Origin of the sequence: Aeromonas sp. FDAARGOS 1404 (assembly GCF_019047085.1) — a bacterium.
GTDB lineage: Bacteria > Pseudomonadota > Gammaproteobacteria > Enterobacterales > Aeromonadaceae > Aeromonas > Aeromonas veronii.
In genome coordinates, this window is the sequence record NZ_CP077237.1 from 522379 (window position 1) to 539593 (window position 17215).

Genomic DNA, 17215 nt, shown 5'->3' on the forward strand with positions numbered 1-17215 from the left:
GTGGACGAATATCCCATCATCGACCTGTCCCACCTGCTGCCGGCGGCCCAGGGCTTGGCCCGTCTTCCGGCGGACGAGCGCATCCAGCGCCTTCGCGCCGACCGCTGGATCGGCTATCCGCGCGCAGTCGAGGCGCTGAACCGGCTGGAAGCCCTTTATGCGTGGCCAAACAAGCAACGCATGCCCAACCTGCTGCTGGTTGGCCCGACCAACAATGGCAAGTCGATGATCGTCGAGAAGTTCCGCCGCACCCACCCGGCCAGCTCCGACGCCGACCAGGAGCACATCCCGGTGTTGGTCGTGCAGATGCCGTCCGAGCCGTCCGTGATCCGCTTCTACGTCGCGCTGCTCGCCGCGATGGGCGCGCCGCTGCGCCCACGCCCACGGTTGCCGGAAATGGAGCAACTGGCTCTGGCACTGCTGCGCAAGGTCGGCGTGCGCATGCTGGTGATCGACGAGCTGCACAACGTGCTGGCCGGCAACAGCGTCAACCGCCGGGAATTCCTCAACCTGCTGCGCTTCCTCGGCAACGAACTGCGCATCCCGTTGGTTGGGGTAGGCACGCGCGACGCCTACCTAGCCATCCGCTCCGATGACCAGTTGGAAAATCGCTTCGAGCCGATGATGCTGCCGGTATGGGAGGCCAACGACGATTGCTGCTCACTGCTGGCCAGCTTCGCCGCTTCGCTCCCGCTGCGCCGGCCTTCCCCAATTGCCACGCTGGACATGGCTCGCTACCTGCTCACACGCAGCGAGGGCACCATAGGGGAACTGGCGCACTTGCTGATGGCGGCGGCCATCGTCGCCGTGGAGAGCGGCGAGGAAGCGATCAACCATCGCACACTCAGCATGGCCGTTTACACCGGACCCAGCGAGCGGCGGCGGCAATTCGAGCGGGAACTGATGTGAAGCCTGCGCCGCGCTGGCCGCTGCATCCCGCCCCGAAAGAAGGCGAGGCGCTGTCCTCATGGCTCAACCGCGTGGCCCTTTGCTATCACATGGAGGAGCCCGACCTGCTGGAGCACGATCTTGGTCACGGCCAGGTCGATGACCTGGACACCGCGCCACCACTCTCGCTGCTGGCGTTGCTTTCCCAGCGGAGCGGCATCGAGCTGGACCGGCTGCGCTGTATGAGTTTCGCCGGATGGGTGCCTTGGCTACTGGACAGCCTTGATGACCAGATTCCAGACGCCTTGGAAACCTATGCGTTTCAGCTCTCGGTGTTGCTGCCAAGACTCCGCCGTAAGACGCGATCCATCACGAGCTGGCGTGCCTGGCTGCCCAGCCAGCCGATAAACCGCGCCTGTCCGCTCTGCCTGAGCGATCCGGAGAACCAAGCCGTACTGCTCGCGTGGAAGCTGCCCCTGATGCTGAGCTGCCCGCTGCATGGCTGCTGGCTGGAATCCTATTGGGGCGTGCCAGGGCGGTTTCTCGGCTGGGAGAACGCCGACGCCGAACCGCGCACCGCCAGCGACGCGATTGCGGCGATGGACCAGCGTACCTGGCAGGCACTGACAACCGGTCACGTGGAGCTGCCGCGCCGACGCATCCACGCCGGATTGTGGTTTCGACTTCTTCGCACGCTGCTCGATGAGCTGAACACCCCGCTTTCCGCGTGCGGAACCTGCGCGGGGTATCCCCGCCAAGTCTGGGAAGGCTGCGGGCATCCGCTGCGTGCTGGGCAAAGTCTGTGGCGACCGTATGAAACCCTGAATCCGATAGTACGGTTACAGATGCTGGAGGCGGCGGCAACGGCAATCAGCTTGATTGAGGTGAGGGACATCAGCCCGCCAGGCGAGCAGGCAAAGCTATTCTGGTCCGAGCCCCAAACCGGGTTCACCAGTGGCCTGCCGACGAAAGCGCCGAAGCCCGAGCCCATCAATCACTGGCAGCGTGCAGTCCAGGCCATCGACGAGGCCATCATTGAAGCGCGACACAACCCCGAGACGGCACGCTCGCTGTTCGCGTTGGCTTCCTATGGTCGGCGCGATCCCGCTTCCTTGGAACGGTTGCGCGCCACCTTCGTGAAGGAAGGCATCCCGCCGGAATTTCTGTCACATTACCTGCCTGATGCACCCTTTGCATGTCTTAAACAAAATGACGGGTTAAGTGACAAATTTTGACGGATAGAGCTTTCCGGCTCACACTGTCACATAATCGAACGTATACGTGACGGGTGAAAAGGTGCTGATCGGCTACATGCGGGTATCGAAGGCGGACGGATCCCAGTCCACCAATTTGCAACGCGATGCGCTCATCGCCGCTGGTGTGAGCCTTGCGCACCTTTACGAGGATCTGGCCTCGGGCAGGCGCGATGATCGCCCAGGGTTGGCTGCTTGCCTGAAGGCGCTTCGTGAAGGGGACACGCTGATCGTGTGGAAGCTCGATCGGCTTGGCCGTGATCTGCGCCACCTGATCAACACCGTGCACGACCTAACTGCGCGTAGCGTGGGCCTGAAGGTCCTGACCGGTCACGGTGCGGCGGTCGACACGACGACTGCCGCCGGCAAGCTTGTGTTCGGTATTTTTGCCGCGCTGGCCGAGTTCGAGCGTGAGTTGATTTCCGAGCGAACAGTCGCTGGACTTATCTCGGCGCGCGCTCGCGGCAGGAAAGGGGGGCGCCCCTTCAAGATGACCGCCGCCAAGCTACGCCTGGCGATGGCCAGCATGGGGCAACCGGAAACCAAGGTGGGCGATCTCTGCGAAGAACTCGGGATTACCCGGCAGACGCTCTACCGGCACGTGTCGCCCAAGGGCGAACTGCGGCCAGACGGCGTAAAGCTGCTCTCCCTCGGTTCAGCCGCATAAATGGAGGCGACCTGGAACGGGGCGCTGTTCAGTGCGGCAACGATCCGATTACCGGTGTCGACCCAGAGCAGCCGTAGAGCTTTTGGGAAAGCTGTCGTTCAACACCTGAGTTAAGCCGCGCCGCGAAGCGGCGTCGGCTTGGACGAATTGTTAGGCCGCATATCGCGACCTGAAAGCGGCACGCAAGACCTCAACCTTTTCCGCCCCGAGTGAGGTGCATGCGAGCCTGTAGGACTCTATGTGCTTTGTAGGCCAGTCCACTGGTGGTACTTCATCGGCATAGTAAAAGTAATCCCAGATGATCGCCTCCCAGCTGTTACAACGGACTGGCCGCCCGGCGATGACGCCCTCAGCCGCCTCTGGGCACGAGCCCTGCGGAGCCTCCGCGATTTCATACGCTTCGTCTGCCCACCAAGCAGGTTCGCAGTCAAGTAACTCATCCCCGATCTCCGCTAAGAATCCATAGTCCAACTCCTCCATGACGCGCCCGCCGAGCATTTCAACTATTGCCTCGAGCTCGCCGCGCCTCTCGCCGGGAAACGTCAGATCAATATCATCGTGCTTGCGTGTTACACGCCCTAGCCGTGCATCGATCGCCCAGCCCCCACCGATCCAGAGCGGCAGATTTCGCTCATCTGCCGCAGCTAGAATTTTGTGTATCAATGTGACCTGCGTTGTGTCCATGCGGCCTAACGGTTTGGGCTATGGGCAGTGGCGGTTTGCGTGAGCCTTTCCTGTCAAACCGAGAAAACGCTCGGGCGGGCTACCGACTTTGCAAATTGCACTTCAACCCGCCATTGCCTATGAGCCAGTGTTAGCGGTAGTTTTTTATTTATTCAAATAGTAATTCCACGTTATTTTTGCAATGTCTGAAATAATCTTTTCATTAATTTCCGAAGTTTCTTTGGACTCTGCAACAAATACGCTTATAAAAATTAATTGTCCATTCGGTAAAGTAATTACCCCAACATCATTAGTGGCTGCTGCAATTCCATTATTTATTCCGGAAGTCCCTGTTTTATGAGCAACAATTGTATTCTTTGGTAATTGTCCTTTTAATCGGTTACTTCCTGTTGTTGTTTCTCTCATAATTTTCCAAATAAAATCATAACTTTTTTTAGAAAGTAATTGGTTCTTATTATTATAAGTATCTATTAACAGTTTGTTCATCGCTGTTGGGGTTGCCCAATTTTGATATTGGGTATTCCAATCCTTGTGCATTTGTTCTTCGTTTGCTTTGATTGAAATATCAGTGAAATGATTAGCATTCAAGAATTTTTGAACAGAATCAGTTCCTCCGATTAATTTTAGCAAAATATCACAACCAATATTGTCGCTCTCTGATACTGTATAATTTAGTATTTGTTCAATCGTCAAAGTTGTTCCATTAGGGAATTCCTCTTTAATCGGACTCCACGTTTTAGGCAAAAGGTCTTGAGGGGTAATCTCTATTTTTTGTTCAAAAGAAAGATTCCCTTTATCTATCTCAGACAAAACGGCTAAAGCAATCGGAAATTTCATAACGCTTTGCATCGGGAAATGGAAGTCGTTATTAATCTTCAAAGTATCCTTCTCATTGCTGTTGAATATTGCTACTCCTATTCTGGCATTTTTTGCCTTTAAAACATTCTCAATTTTCAAAGTTAAGTTGTCAGTTTGAGCATTTGAATACACAATTGTAAAAAATAAACTTAACAATACTAATAATATCCTTTTTACGATTTTCATATGTCTGTACTCCTATCTGGTTAAATTACCGCTAACGTCGCTATCAATCGCGGAAAAGGCGTAGTGCGCGAAGCGAACGAAGCTTTTTGCCGTCGATTGCATAGCTTTGTTAACCCTTTTTCCAAATTTGATAGCAATAGTTAATGTTTGAAGTAAAGTGTTGCTCAAAAACAACTTCGAAGGTATTTGGAATACTCGGGAAGAAAACATCCCCCTCTGGCTCGATGTCGATCGTCGATAAGTGGAGCGTAGAGGCCATGGGTAATGTTTCTCGGTAAATTTCTCCGCCACCAGACACTATAACGTGACCGGTGAATTCAGCTAGCCTGTCCATGGCCTCTTCGATTGACTGAAATACAACTACATTGTCATCATTTGATGTCCAACCTGAGCGGGTAACGACCGCGTATTTCCTATTGGGGAGTGCGCCCATAGATTCAAACGTCTTGCGACCCACCAGAAGCCACTGATTGTAGGTCAATGCTTTAAAAAGTAGCTGCTCCCCTTTCGCGGACCAGGGTATGTCTGGACCGCAACCAATCACGCCGTTTTTCGCTTTCGCAGCCATCAATGATACTTTCAAGGTTCTCATCCTGGGTTAACGCTTGAGTTAAGCCGCGCCGCGAAGCGGCGTCGGCTTGAACGAATTGTTAGACATTATTTGCCGACTACCTTGGTGATCTCGCCTTTCACGTAGTGAACAAATTCTTCCAACTGATCTGCGCGCGAGGCCAAGCGATCTTCTTCTTGTCCAAGATAAGCCTGTCTAGCTTCAAGTATGACGGGCTGATACTGGGCCGGCAGGCGCTCCATTGCCCAGTCGGCAGCGACATCCTTCGGCGCGATTTTGCCGGTTACTGCGCTGTACCAAATGCGGGACAACGTAAGCACTACATTTCGCTCATCGCCAGCCCAGTCGGGCGGCGAGTTCCATAGCGTTAAGGTTTCATTTAGCGCCTCAAATAGATCCTGTTCAGGAACCGGATCAAAGAGTTCCTCCGCCGCTGGACCTACCAAGGCAACGCTATGTTCTCTTGCTTTTGTCAGCAAGATAGCCAGATCAATGTCGATCGTGGCTGGCTCGAAGATACCTGCAAGAATGTCATTGCGCTGCCATTCTCCAAATTGCAGTTCGCGCTTAGCTGGATAACGCCACGGAATGATGTCGTCGTGCACAACAATGGTGACTTCTACAGCGCGGAGAATCTCGCTCTCTCCAGGGGAAGCCGAAGTTTCCAAAAGGTCGTTGATCAAAGCTCGCCGCGTTGTTTCATCAAGCCTTACGGTCACCGTAACCAGCAAATCAATATCACTGTGTGGCTTCAGGCCGCCATCCACTGCGGAGCCGTACAAATGTACGGCCAGCAACGTCGGTTCGAGATGGCGCTCGATGACGCCAACTACCTCTGATAGTTGAGTCGATACTTCGGCGATCACCACTTCCCTCATGATGTTTAACTTTGTTTTAGCCACCAATGATGCCCTCACTTTCCATGATTTTGGTGGGAATGGATTTTCTTAGCGGCAACTTACTTTCGTTGTCTATATCCATGTTAAAGGCGAAAAAGTAAACCTCTGTCTCCTTCTCAACCCACCCAACCCACCATGCGACACCAGGATTTGACTCAGTTCCCACACCAGAAAAACCAGTTTTTGAATGCACTAGATATTCAGGTGCCGCCTCCGTTACCAAAGCCTCTTTTACTATTAGCTGGTTTTCTTTAGATGCTGACAATTTATTTAAATATAGAGACTCTAGAAACTCCACTTGATTAACTGCGGAAATTCTAAGCTGGCCTTCCAACCAGAATTTGTCAATGCCACCACTGATATTCTGGTTGCCATAGGAAAATTTTTTAAGGTATTTCTGCATTCTTACTTCGCCAACTTCTCTGGCGATTTGTTGAAATACGGGAACAGCTGAAACTTGTATTGCCCCTCTTAAGGTCAAGTCTCTTTCCCATTGCTTCATGGCTCTTGGCTTTCCGTCCCATTTGAAAACCTGATGCTCATTCTTTATGACACCAGTTTCTAGGCCGATAATTGCGTTGGGGATCTTAAATGTTGATGCTGGAAGATATTCCTTTGATGCACGAGCTAAGTCATTGGTAGCGCAGGATTTACTGCTACTTTTACAAAGCACGAAGACACCATTGACGGCTTCGGCAGAGAACTCTTTGTTCCAAGACGTATTTTCTGTAATTGAACCAGCTAATGCCGTACTCGAAAGACACGCGATAATTACATATGCGGCAAATGTTTTCATGGCACCTTCTTGGTGGCTAACGTTAATTCGACCTCAGAGGCGTTTAAGTCAAAATACCTCTGACGTCTAACATGATTAATCAAAGTCTGATTTTTTAACAAAATCAGAAAGATAGACGCGAAACTTTAAAACAAAGGCGTCAACACTTCAAGTAGCGATCTTTCGCTTCGGCGAGGCCTAACGCCTGAGCTCAGCCGACCGAAACCGCGTAGCGGTTTTGGGTCGGCTGCAGCGATTTGTTGGGCGATAGCTTGCCACATTCTCTCAACGATTGGGATTTGATGTACTTTCCGCACTTTGTAGCGCGACCACATCATGCTCCCCCTGGCCGCGAGAGCCCTTCACTCGGGAAACACAAGACAGACCGAGCACGACTGTTGCAAGGGTCAAACAGTACACGACAACCGGCCAAGCCGTGTTGCGCGGCAACAGCGAAATGATCAACGTTCCGATGCTTCCTAGCAGTACACCGCCCAAGCAGAAGTAGACTGCCGTGACCGTTCCAGCAACATGGTCGAATCCTCGAAGAGCGCCATTGGGCGACACAGATACCGCTGTGGCGACACCAATACCCACTAGCCACATTGGAGCAATAAAGCCTAACACGGACTGCGAAGCCCATATTTCGGTGATGGCAAGCAATACTGCTCCAGCTATCAGGCATCCCATTCCCATTCGCAAGACACTTGGGCTGCCCCACTTGGGTATCACACGCCCCATAAAACGAGCCGTAAACACCATGGCAATTGCCACTGTGGCGAACAGCAGGCTGAAGCCAAGCTGAGACACACCTTGCCTGCCCATCATTAGTCCGGGCGCAATGGAGAAAAAGACGAAGAAGCTACCCATTCCAGCGGCGTAACACAACGTGTACAACCAGAAGTTCAGGCACTTAACGGGGAGTAGCAGCTGCGACCATTGCAAGCCCGCAACTCGTTGCACCCGGGTTTCAGGCCAGAATCGCCACGCTGCTGCAGATGCAGCGATCATGCCCAAACCTAGAAACGCAAAGATAGCCCGCCACCCAAGCCACATGTCGACGAGCGCTCCGAGCAATGGGCCTACCGCCGGGACCATGGCCAGCATGGATCCGAGTATGCCGTAAATGACATTACTTTCCTCGCGACCTGCGTAAATGTCACGTACTGTTGCAAATGTGGAAACAAGGCACGCCGAGGCACCACAAGCCTGAAGAATCCGAAGCCCCAGAAAGACTTCAGCCGATGACGTAAGAGCGAGGCCCATTGACGCCACAACGTAGGCGAGGCCACCTCCCAGTAGAACGGGGCGGCGCCCCAGTCGGTCCGATAGCGGTCCAAACAAGAGCTGACCGGCACCAATCATGACCAAGTACGTTGTCAGCGTAAGCTGAATTGTGCTCGCTGTCGTACCAAGCGCGTTTGGCATAAACGGCACTGCTGGCAAGTACATGTCCATGCCGAGTGATGCCAATAAATCGAACGGTGATAACAACAACACCGTGGCGGCAAGGGAGTACCGCCAACTAAAGTTTTTTGAGCGCACGAAACCATCTCCTTGAACAAAGGATTTGGCGGCGCTCCCGTAGAGCAAAAGGATTCATGAGAACGCCGCAACAACCGAAAAATGAAGGTTGCTGCGGCTTACTTGTCTGCGTTCTTGGAAGTGCTCATCTGCTGACTATCTCATGATTGAATTTGAATCGTAACAACTTTCAAGCAACTCTGCGAGGAGCCTTATTGTGCGCCCAACGCCGCCATAAACGGCGACAGGGTGGCGCGCCTATTGCGCATAAAATGGCGAAGCCATGCGCAACAGGCGCGGAATCTCTGGCGTCCGGTTTGATGGCTTTGTTATGCAAAGGACTAGTCTTCAATGACGTGTAAACCACGGCGCTTTAAGTCCTCTAACGAATCCAACATTCCCCTTATTAATTCAACAGGATGCCCCTCCCAGTCTTCAACAACGCCAACAATTCTCAAGGGTTCGCAGGTTCTATAGGACTGTGTTGGATTACCGGGAAATTTTTTGTTCGTAAGATTCGGATCGTCTTCGAACGGTCCTGTTGGCTCAACTATGTATATGTAGCCGCGACCCTCGAGGCCAGACAGTGACATAGCAAGTTCAGCTCCCCAAACTGCTGGCTCCATCAAGGCTGAAAAGTAGATGTGCTTAAGAATACGACCGTCCTCGAAATGAGAGATGAACCCTGTGGTTAGCAAGTCACCAATCGCCAAATTGGCTTTGGTTCCATGATAGAACGGTCCTTGCACCTGCTTGTAATTATCATGAGAGATGGGAATCCAATCTTTTACCATTTTAAGACCCTTAATTGTTGGGATTTGGCTGCATAACACTTCGCTTAACCTGCGAAGGGCGTTGGCGCGATTTCTGCGTCCAGGATAACTAGCAGAAATCGTGACGGCGCCCTGAGTCAGGTTGAAGCGATTGTTGGGCTGTTCTTCCTAGCTAATATCTTTCCACATCCATATATCTGGTTTTCTTTTTCCATTAGCATTAGGGATTATTCCAACGATCATATAACCACATTTCTTATAAAACTCATATGGATGATTATTAACGTTCTTTATATTCCCGATTTCATCGAAGATATTTCGTTCGTTTATATCAATCATAGACAAACTAGTTTTCTGATATTCGTCATCAGTTCCAAGAGCTATTCCGATAATTCCCCTACTCTTCGCTCTCGTCTCTAGTTCTCTTAGTAGTACTTTCCCAAAACCCTTGCCTTGATATTCAGTTTTTATAACCATGGGATGAAGTTCCCAGGTCTTATCGTACATCGGCCTTAATCCGGTCCATCCAATCAGTTTATCATCCAGACATATTCCCAAGCATATATTTGGATGTTCTATACATTCTTCAACTTCTTCAATAGCATTTTTAATATCTCCCCATGATTCATTTCCAGCATCAAGAAAGCTTTTCTTAAGCATCTTTGCTGCTTCAAGGATTAATTCATTTGATTCAGCTATATCGCATATTGAATAGTTCAAAACAAACTCCAGATAGGTAATGCTAGAACAAACAAATCAATCAGCCCAACTTTGTTTTAGGGCGACTGCCCTGCTGCGTAACATCGTTGCTGCTCCATAACATCAAACATCGACCCACGGCGTAACGCGCTTGCTGCTTGGATGCCCGAGGCATAGACTGTACAAAAAAACAGTCATAACAAGCCATGAAAACCGCCACTGCGCCGTTACCACCGCTGCGTTCGGTCAAGGTTCTGGACCAGTTGCGTGAGCGCATACGCTACTTGCATTACAGCTTACGAACCGAACAGGCTTATGTCCACTGGGTTCGTGCCTTCATCCGTTTCCACGGTGTGCGTCACCCGGCAACCTTGGGCAGCAGCGAAGTCGAGGCATTTCTGTCCTGGCTGGCGAACGAGCGCAAGGTTTCGGTCTCCACGCATCGTCAGGCATTGGCGGCCTTGCTGTTCTTCTACGGCAAGGTGCTGTGCACGGATCTGCCCTGGCTTCAGGAGATCGGAAGACCTCGGCCGTCGCGGCGCTTGCCGGTGGTGCTGACCCCGGATGAAGTGGTTCGCATCCTCGGTTTTCTGGAAGGCGAGCATCGTTTGTTCGCCCAGCTTCTGTATGGAACGGGCATGCGGATCAGTGAGGGTTTGCAACTGCGGGTCAAGGATCTGGATTTCGATCACGGCACGATCATCGTGCGGGAGGGCAAGGGCTCCAAGGATCGGGCCTTGATGTTACCCGAGAGCTTGGCACCCAGCCTGCGCGAGCAGCTGTCGCGTGCACGGGCATGGTGGCTGAAGGACCAGGCCGAGGGCCGCAGCGGCGTTGCGCTTCCCGACGCCCTTGAGCGGAAGTATCCGCGCGCCGGGCATTCCTGGCCGTGGTTCTGGGTTTTTGCGCAGCACACGCATTCGACCGATCCACGGAGCGGTGTCGTGCGTCGCCATCACATGTATGACCAGACCTTTCAGCGCGCCTTCAAACGTGCCGTAGAACAAGCAGGCATCACGAAGCCCGCCACACCGCACACCCTCCGCCACTCGTTCGCGACGGCCTTGCTCCGCAGCGGTTACGACATTCGAACCGTGCAGGATCTGCTCGGCCATTCCGACGTCTCTACGACGATGATTTACACGCATGTGCTGAAAGTTGGCGGTGCCGGAGTGCGCTCACCGCTTGATGCGCTGCCGCCCCTCACTAGTGAGAGGTAGGGCAGCGCAAGTCAATCCTGGCGGATTCACTACCCCTGCGCGAAGGCCATCGGTGCCGCATCGAACGGCCGGTTGCGGAAAGTCCTCCCTGCGTCCGCTGATGGCCGGCAGCAGCCCGTCGTTGCCTGATGGATCCAACCCCTCCGCTGCTATAGTGCAGTCGGCTTCTGACGTTCAGTGCAGCCGTCTTCTGAAAACGACAATTGACCCGTCCATTAAGTGTCTATAAAGTCTGTCCACGTAGGGTCTTAGACTTCTGGTAGACAGTAGCGGGCCTTATGAATGGAGTGATGGCCTCCCCTAGCGCCAACTAGAGGAAGCCTGAGCGATACATCAACACGCTACCTGTGGGGTAAGTATGAAGATTGAAGCACTCGGGTTCGGAATCTACCGATTGTGGATGGACGGATCAAGCTACACCGTTCTGGGATGGAGTAATGTCTGGCGCTTTGCATGGTCAAGAGTTACGGATGGAAGTAATTAACATGATTGATTTGATGATTAAACTCCGGCGATTCAAGACGATGGAATCACTAGACACTGTAGCGGCTCGTATGCTCTCCAAGGCTTCCGCTGCGGGCATCCAAGAGGAATTGAAGGTCATAGCAGCCATAGATCACCGAAGGGCTGAGATAGCGTCTGGAAGGCGATTCGATGTGGGTAAGGTTCCCGCTGCTGCATGGGCTCTAGTGGATTGAGGTAAAGAGAAATGATTGTTGGTTATGCTCGCGTATCTTCTGTAGGTCAGTCGCTTGATGTTCAGCTTGAGAAGCTACATGAAGCTGGGGCTGAGAAGGTCTATCAAGAGAAGGTATCCGGTAAGAGCACCACGAACAGGGCACAGCTTCAGGCCATGCTTGAGTTTGTCCGAGAGGGTGACACCGTGATGATCACCAAGCTAGACCGGATGGGTCGATCACTGGCTGACCTGCTAGAGATTGTGAATGGTCTGGATAAGAAAGGCGTGAGCCTCCGTGTTCTGGATCAGCCATTTGACACAGGGAGCGCACAAGGCCGCCTGATGCTGTCCATGCTGGGAGCCTTTGCTGAGTTCGAGTTAGAGCTACGTCAAGAGAGACAAATGGAAGGGATCGCCAAGGCCAAGACTGATGGCAAGTACATAGGCAGACCAAGGACTCTGGATGAAGCTCCGATACGGGAAGCACTGCTGAAGGGATACAAGAGCCCATCACAGATAGCAAAGGATCTTGGGCTAGGCAGGTCTACGGTCTACAAGGTAGCCAAGGCCATGAGGGAAGCAGGCCAGCTAGAGTAGTAATGAGATAAGAAGTAATTGAGCCCTTGTACCAGCAGGGGCTTTCTTGTTTTTAATAATCTCCACGAAATGAACGAGAAGGCCCCTAGAAGCTCCTGTGAGATCGACTGTGACAAGGCAATGCAATGCCATTCATGCAGCCTAGGATGATCTGAGAGGCGCATAGGCGGGCTCTGGTGGCTGAATCTCTTGCTGTCCATCTGCAAGCCCCTGTTTGGTCAACTCGAAGCTCTCCAATAGTTACCAAGAAGCTCTCCAACCGCTCACCTATCAACAAGCCTTCCCGAGCACACTTTTCACCAGCACTGTCAGAAAGTGCGTTCCTCTTCCGTCCCTCCTCCTTCCGTCCCATCACCTGATTGACCTGGATGCTCCAATTTCCCCTGAGCAACCCGATAGACCAATCCAAGAACAAACCACATGACCGCACAACCAACCATTCAATCCAACATTCAACCCAGTACAACTCTCCATTCCCTTCCCGCACTCATCGAGCCAGCCAAAAGACCAAGAGGCCGTCCGCCTATCACCTTCAACAATACATTCGTTCGCCTCTGGCTACTCCGGCAGGTCAAGCAGGAAGAGATAGATGAAGACGATGCCTTGCCCCCTCTCAATTCCCGTCACTCAATCTACAGCTATGCAGGCTGGGTCAATGATGTGGTTACTGGTGCTGCACGGCTGAACAACTCAGAGAAATACACAGGGCTACCCATGAGCACCAGCCTTGTCCTCAAGATCCTGCTATCCCTTCCTACGATAACCAATGCAGCAGTAAAGCAATGGGTCGCACCTTGGATGGGAGGAACTGTTAGCAGGCAGTACGTGAACCAATTGACCAATGCGGCGATTGCTGCGGGTAAGTCCATTGACTATCAACTTGAGAAGCGGGAGGTCTGGGATGGTAATAATTGAGACTCGTATGAATTTTTGCTGACATTCTTTATAGAGGCCGCAGGACTCTCCTTTGGACAACCAAAAGATCTTTCCAAGAGATCTCCAAGATAATGAACATTGGTAATAACAATTAAAATAAAACAGGTAGAGATCTTGTAGACAGAATCAGACAACACAAAGGCCCGAGATCTTTGGGTAAACCTGATTGACATTCTCCAAGACCATTCCTTTTGTTTTATCAACATTATTAATAACCAAGATCATCCCCAGCAGAAGAAGCACAAGAGGCAAGATGGGTCTTAAAGAAGGTCAGCCAGATTTACCGTGCAGGTTATCTTGCTGATTGTCCCGCTGGGTTCACTTTGGCTACTCCATTTTTGGTCGTTGACCTTTTTTGGAGTAAACGAATGGGGCTCACCTATCAACAATTAAATAGGGATAAGAATGGAACGGCCAGAAATGGCGAGTCGCCAAAAATGGCCATCCCAAATGGAAATACCTGATCGCCTCTTAATAATTACAATTCAACCACCACTTTTTGAGTAGTAAATTCTATCCAAAATTTACCACTGAGGTTTTTTCTTATCATGGCAACTTATCACGATCGCTCTATTGCACCTCTGGCTATCAATAAAATCGACACCACTGCTGGTACTCAATACCGTGTAGCTACAGATAAAGAAGTAATTGAAGACATGGAGGATCTGATTGAACGTGGTGTCACGTTTAAGACCCCCATGAAGATTGCTCTTTTTGAGGGGCATTATTATCTGGTAGACGGGTTCCATCGTTACGCTGCCTACATGAATAAGCAGATTCCAGAGGTTCCCGCTGGTCAGTGGGAATGTATTGAAGTATCCACGTTTGAAGAGATCCGCTTGCTTGCAATGGGGGCCAATGTGGCTCACGGCAAGAGCAATACTGAAGCTGATTATTACTACATCATTAAGAAGTTGATGGAGCTGAAGTCTGATAAGTACATGAAGAATGTATTTGAACCTGATGTGAAGAAGATCGCTGAAGCTATCGGGGCTCCTGTTCCAAGAATCCGCGCTGGCTATAGTAATTATTTTGGTAAAGATAACGACAAGCACCAGTCACTATCCCAAGTATGTAAGGGGAAGCGTGATGCAGCAATAATGCAGGAGTATGAAGACGGCACCAGTGATGGGGAGATTGCACGACTGTTCAAAATGGAGCGGCAAACAGTGTCTAGGATTCGTGCGTTACTCGCACAAAATGGGGATTCCCCAAAATGTGCCACCCCAAACGACACCACTATTATCGAAACCCTCCCAACTTCTACCCCAGATGAAACCAAAATCGAAGATGCAGGCTCATACTTGTCTTCTATTACAGAGGAAGTGATGAATAAAGAACCTGTAGAAGAAGATGTAGAAGAGGAAGTTTATTTTTGGGAAGACCACGAAGAGGATTATGACCTTATTGATCCTAATGCTCCTGCCCCTATTGATTTGACTGGTCTTGATTACCAGCCTAATAAGCCACGCTCACAGGTAAAACCAGATGTAGAGAATCCAGAGCAGAAGACTCCCCCCTATTTTCTGGCTCAAGTCCAAGGCGAACATAAAGAGAAGCTGGATAAGCTGAAAATGGCTATGGTAACTGCTGGGTTCTCTGAGACAGAAGCAGCGATCTATGCGGGCCAAGTAGTGCAGCGCCAGACATTGAGCATTGCAGGAAAACAGAGTAGGGAATTCTTGAAGATCAACAAAGGGTGATAATCCTTGGGGTGGCTGGGAGTGGCCACCTCATTTGCTGCCCCATGCAAATTAACGACTCGCGATAATGTATGACCCCAGATGAAACATGGGACAAGAATGGGACATTCCCGATTTCCCCGATTCGGGATTTTCGGGCAGGCCAAACGACCCCTCATGCAAAATGCCATTTTGGCGGAATGCATGACCCCAGATGGCACTCACACCAAATCCCCAAAAGGGAAAATGTGTGGGGAGCAAACGACCCCTAGTGCAAATTAACGACTCGCGAAAATGCACCACCCCAGCCGAGCCTGTTGCAAAATGGGGAATCCCCAAAATGCAACACCTTCCCCATGCTCCATTCCCTCCCTAAACCACCAATAGAATAAACCCTGACTATAGAAGAGACGAACCTTTGCTCTCTCTTTCTAACCTTCTCTATCAATTTCCATCACCATCCTTGTAATAGAGTGAAAACATAATGCAATTCCTCAAGCGCCTATTCTCAACCAACACAGAAGAAAACCTCCAATCTGAAATAGATTCATTGAAAGATCGTCTGGCTCAAACAGAGCGTGAGAATGAGCGCCTACAAGCTCGCCTATCAACACAGCCTCTCACTCCTAATAAACGTTGGGAAGCATACAAAGAGCTGTCGAATGGTTCACCTAATTACCTTGTCCGTAAATACCTGAAAGAAACAGCAAGTAAGAACGGTGCATACTTTACAAAGAAACCACAAGTGCCTGTTAGCCGCTCCTATTACCCTGATGAAGTTCAGCGAGTTCTTGGTGAGCCTAACGCTTGGAATAATGTGGTCTACCTGCTTTTGTGGAACCTAGACATTATCCATGAAGCTGCTGTAACTGCTCTACTCAGGGAGATTAATGGTAAGGACTACAAACCTTATTACATTACGCACATTACCAGAGCAGCACGTTACGCAAGCATGGTTATCTACAAGTACATAAAGGTGAACAATTTGGATGAGTAATCGAGAGGTAGAGAACACAACAAACAAACCTTGAAGGGCTCACTGGATTCAGTGGGCCTTTTCTTTTACCTGCAATAATAAAGAAAATAAACATAACAACAATAAATAATAAGAAGAAAGAAAATTGAATAACTATAACAACGATAATTTCCCTATCCAACAAACACCAAGTTTCCCAGGTCAAAACAATGGAACTGGAGACACCCGATTTTTGTACCGTAAATTGTTCGCTGGTGAAGTGCTGACATGTTTCCAAGAACACTGCTTTGCTCTAAGCACTATTAACAAGCGTACCCTGCGAAATGGTAAATCATTTGACTTCCCGATGATTAGCTTTTCACGAGGAGCTAAGTATCACACTGTAGGTGAACTGATTAAAGCTGCTGAACTTAAACATACCACACGCTCAATTACTGTAGATGGTGTTCTTGCTTCCAATCTATTCGTTTCTGAGGTTGATTCTGACCTAAACCATTACGATGTTCGTGCTCCTTATACCAAAGCAGCGGCCTATGAAATGGCTAATGGTCTGGATAAGAACGTAATGCGTATCATCGCTAAGGCTGCATTTATTACTGATAAGGCAGCAGCAGAGAAAGTATTTGGGGTAGGCAATGTTCTGGACGATGAAGTATTTACAAATAACGTAACTCTTGCTCAATACGGAACTGATGGTTCTAAACTGACACGCGGCCAGCAGATCGTAGATGCTATTCATAAAGCTCGCACAGAGCTTGTGAAAAAGAATGTTCCAAACATCGACACAGCAGTTTGTATTCTGACTCCTGATGATTATGAAGCTCTTGTAAACGCTGCACAGGACATTAACAAAATGCCTTGGATGAACAAGCAGTTTCAAGGTCTAGTGAGCTTTGATGAAAAGCTGGATGCTTCAGGCGATAACCCTATTACTGGTCTGAAGATTGCCGGTATCCAGATTTATGAAACTAACCACTTGCCAAATCAGAACGAGCTGAATGGTCTTATTGGTCAAGACGAACCTCTCCCTGTGGAAGAAGGTGGTTCTGGCCGTACTGATGCTTATCGGGCTGACTTCACAGGTCTAGCGGGTCTTGTATACACCAAGGATTGCGCGGCGGCTGTTATTGTGAAGGATGTGAGTTCCCGAGTTGTGGAAGAACCTACCCGACTCGGTATGAACATTCTGACTCAAATGCACGTAGGTACTAACATCCTGCGTCCTGCATGTGCTATCGCATTGTTTGAATCCAAGACAGACACCGTTAATGAGCGTCTGCCGTCATTCATTGCACAGAACATGAAGAAGCTAAAGAAGCAGAAGAAGTAATTGAATTTAAGCTGCTGG

At 50.4% G+C, this 17215-nt stretch carries 17 protein-coding genes and 1 pseudogene; 10 read left to right on the forward strand and 8 right to left on the reverse strand.

The window, feature by feature from the left end; genetic code table 11:
• The 3 genes from I6L34_RS02280 (at position 1) to I6L34_RS02290 (ending at position 2808) form a co-directional block, all read left to right on the forward strand.
• Positions 1-909: a TniB family NTP-binding protein gene (locus I6L34_RS02280; RefSeq protein WP_003155746.1), complete on the forward strand. Its 909-nt coding sequence runs from the start codon at positions 1-3 to the stop codon at positions 907-909.
• Positions 906-2123: a TniQ family protein gene (locus I6L34_RS02285; protein WP_006122485.1), complete on the forward strand. Its 1218-nt coding sequence runs from the start codon at positions 906-908 to the stop codon at positions 2121-2123. Before I6L34_RS02280 ends, I6L34_RS02285 begins: the two co-directional genes overlap by 4 nt.
• Before the next feature lie 61 nt (positions 2124-2184).
• Positions 2185-2808, forward strand: coding sequence for a recombinase family protein (locus tag I6L34_RS02290; RefSeq protein WP_003155741.1), 624 nt, complete (start codon positions 2185-2187; stop codon positions 2806-2808).
• A 150-nt stretch (positions 2809-2958) separates the two neighbouring features.
• On the opposite strand, the gene aadB is transcribed toward I6L34_RS02290, so the two are convergent.
• From aadB to I6L34_RS02330, 8 genes and pseudogenes are all read right to left on the reverse strand, one after another.
• Positions 2959-3492, reverse strand: coding sequence for an aminoglycoside nucleotidyltransferase ANT(2'')-Ia (aadB, locus tag I6L34_RS02295; protein ID WP_000381802.1), 534 nt, complete (start codon positions 3490-3492; stop codon positions 2959-2961).
• A 144-nt stretch (positions 3493-3636) separates the two neighbouring features.
• A complete protein-coding gene (locus I6L34_RS02300) occupies positions 3637-4536 on the reverse strand; it encodes an extended-spectrum class A beta-lactamase VEB-1 (protein WP_000706731.1) in 900 nt (299 codons plus the stop codon).
• A gap of 109 nt (positions 4537-4645) precedes the next feature.
• Positions 4646-5119, reverse strand: a complete 474-nt coding sequence (gene dfrA14, locus I6L34_RS02305; protein WP_004201280.1) for a trimethoprim-resistant dihydrofolate reductase DfrA14 — start codon at positions 5117-5119, stop codon at positions 4646-4648.
• Between the two features lie 27 nt (positions 5120-5146).
• A pseudogene (gene aadA1, locus I6L34_RS02310) lies at positions 5147-5985 on the reverse strand (ANT(3'')-Ia family aminoglycoside nucleotidyltransferase AadA1).
• Between the two features lie 16 nt (positions 5986-6001).
• Positions 6002-6802 carry an oxacillin-hydrolyzing class D beta-lactamase OXA-10 gene (locus I6L34_RS02315; RefSeq protein WP_000846390.1) on the reverse strand — a complete coding sequence of 267 codons (801 nt, stop codon included), beginning with the start codon at positions 6800-6802 and terminating at the stop codon, positions 6002-6004.
• Positions 6803-7066: 264 nt separating this feature from the next.
• Positions 7067-8326 (reverse strand): chloramphenicol efflux MFS transporter CmlA5, encoded by a 1260-nt coding sequence (locus tag I6L34_RS02320; protein WP_012300772.1) that lies wholly within the window; start codon positions 8324-8326, stop codon positions 7067-7069.
• 320 nt (positions 8327-8646) lie between these two features.
• Positions 8647-9099 carry an NAD(+)--rifampin ADP-ribosyltransferase Arr-2 gene (locus I6L34_RS02325; protein WP_000237816.1) on the reverse strand — a complete coding sequence of 151 codons (453 nt, stop codon included), beginning with the start codon at positions 9097-9099 and terminating at the stop codon, positions 8647-8649.
• A gap of 147 nt (positions 9100-9246) precedes the next feature.
• A complete protein-coding gene (locus tag I6L34_RS02330; protein WP_001109644.1) occupies positions 9247-9798 on the reverse strand; it encodes an AAC(6')-Ia family aminoglycoside 6'-N-acetyltransferase AacA16 in 552 nt (183 codons plus the stop codon).
• 185 nt (positions 9799-9983) lie between these two features.
• On the opposite strand from I6L34_RS02330, the gene intI1 reads away from it, so the two are divergent.
• The 7 genes from intI1 (at position 9984) to I6L34_RS02365 (ending at position 17197) form a co-directional block, all read left to right on the forward strand.
• Entirely contained in the window at positions 9984-10997 is a 1014-nt protein-coding gene (gene intI1, locus I6L34_RS02335) for a class 1 integron integrase IntI1 (RefSeq protein WP_000845048.1), read from the forward strand.
• Positions 10998-11467: 470 nt separating this feature from the next.
• The gene (locus I6L34_RS02340; protein WP_235633904.1) at positions 11468-11695 is read left to right on the forward strand and encodes an Hha/YmoA family nucleoid-associated regulatory protein; all 228 of its coding nucleotides are present in this window, start codon (positions 11468-11470) and stop codon (positions 11693-11695) included.
• 11 nt (positions 11696-11706) lie between these two features.
• Positions 11707-12273 (forward strand): recombinase family protein, encoded by a 567-nt coding sequence (locus I6L34_RS02345; protein WP_216955497.1) that lies wholly within the window; start codon positions 11707-11709, stop codon positions 12271-12273.
• 420 nt (positions 12274-12693) lie between these two features.
• The gene (locus I6L34_RS02350; protein WP_019446053.1) at positions 12694-13188 is read left to right on the forward strand and encodes a hypothetical protein; all 495 of its coding nucleotides are present in this window, start codon (positions 12694-12696) and stop codon (positions 13186-13188) included.
• Between the two features lie 569 nt (positions 13189-13757).
• Entirely contained in the window at positions 13758-14912 is a 1155-nt protein-coding gene (locus I6L34_RS02355) for a helix-turn-helix domain containing protein (protein WP_216955498.1), read from the forward strand.
• Between the two features lie 463 nt (positions 14913-15375).
• Positions 15376-15888, forward strand: a complete 513-nt coding sequence (locus tag I6L34_RS02360) for a hypothetical protein (protein ID WP_216955499.1) — start codon at positions 15376-15378, stop codon at positions 15886-15888.
• Positions 15889-16012: 124 nt separating this feature from the next.
• Entirely contained in the window at positions 16013-17197 is a 1185-nt protein-coding gene (locus I6L34_RS02365) for a capsid protein (protein WP_254202920.1), read from the forward strand.
• The last annotated feature ends 18 nt before the right edge of the window (positions 17198-17215 follow it).

Bases quoted from the DNA above. Each gene is read 5' to 3' on its own strand.
- aadB (WP_000381802.1), bottom strand. From the start codon at position 3,492: ATGGACACAACGCAGGTCACATTGATACACAAAATTCTAGCTGCGGCA.
- I6L34_RS02300 (WP_000706731.1), bottom strand. From the start codon at position 4,536: ATGAAAATCGTAAAAAGGATATTATTAGTATTGTTAAGTTTATTTTTT.
- I6L34_RS02315 (WP_000846390.1), bottom strand. From the start codon at position 6,802: ATGAAAACATTTGCCGCATATGTAATTATCGCGTGTCTTTCGAGTACG.
- I6L34_RS02325 (WP_000237816.1), bottom strand. From the start codon at position 9,099: ATGGTAAAAGATTGGATTCCCATCTCTCATGATAATTACAAGCAGGTG.
- intI1 (WP_000845048.1), top strand. From the start codon at position 9,984: ATGAAAACCGCCACTGCGCCGTTACCACCGCTGCGTTCGGTCAAGGTT.
- I6L34_RS02340 (WP_235633904.1), top strand. From the start codon at position 11,468: ATGGAAGTAATTAACATGATTGATTTGATGATTAAACTCCGGCGATTC.
- I6L34_RS02345 (WP_216955497.1), top strand. From the start codon at position 11,707: ATGATTGTTGGTTATGCTCGCGTATCTTCTGTAGGTCAGTCGCTTGAT.
- I6L34_RS02350 (WP_019446053.1), top strand. From the start codon at position 12,694: ATGACCGCACAACCAACCATTCAATCCAACATTCAACCCAGTACAACT.
- I6L34_RS02355 (WP_216955498.1), top strand. From the start codon at position 13,758: ATGGCAACTTATCACGATCGCTCTATTGCACCTCTGGCTATCAATAAA.
- I6L34_RS02360 (WP_216955499.1), top strand. From the start codon at position 15,376: ATGCAATTCCTCAAGCGCCTATTCTCAACCAACACAGAAGAAAACCTC.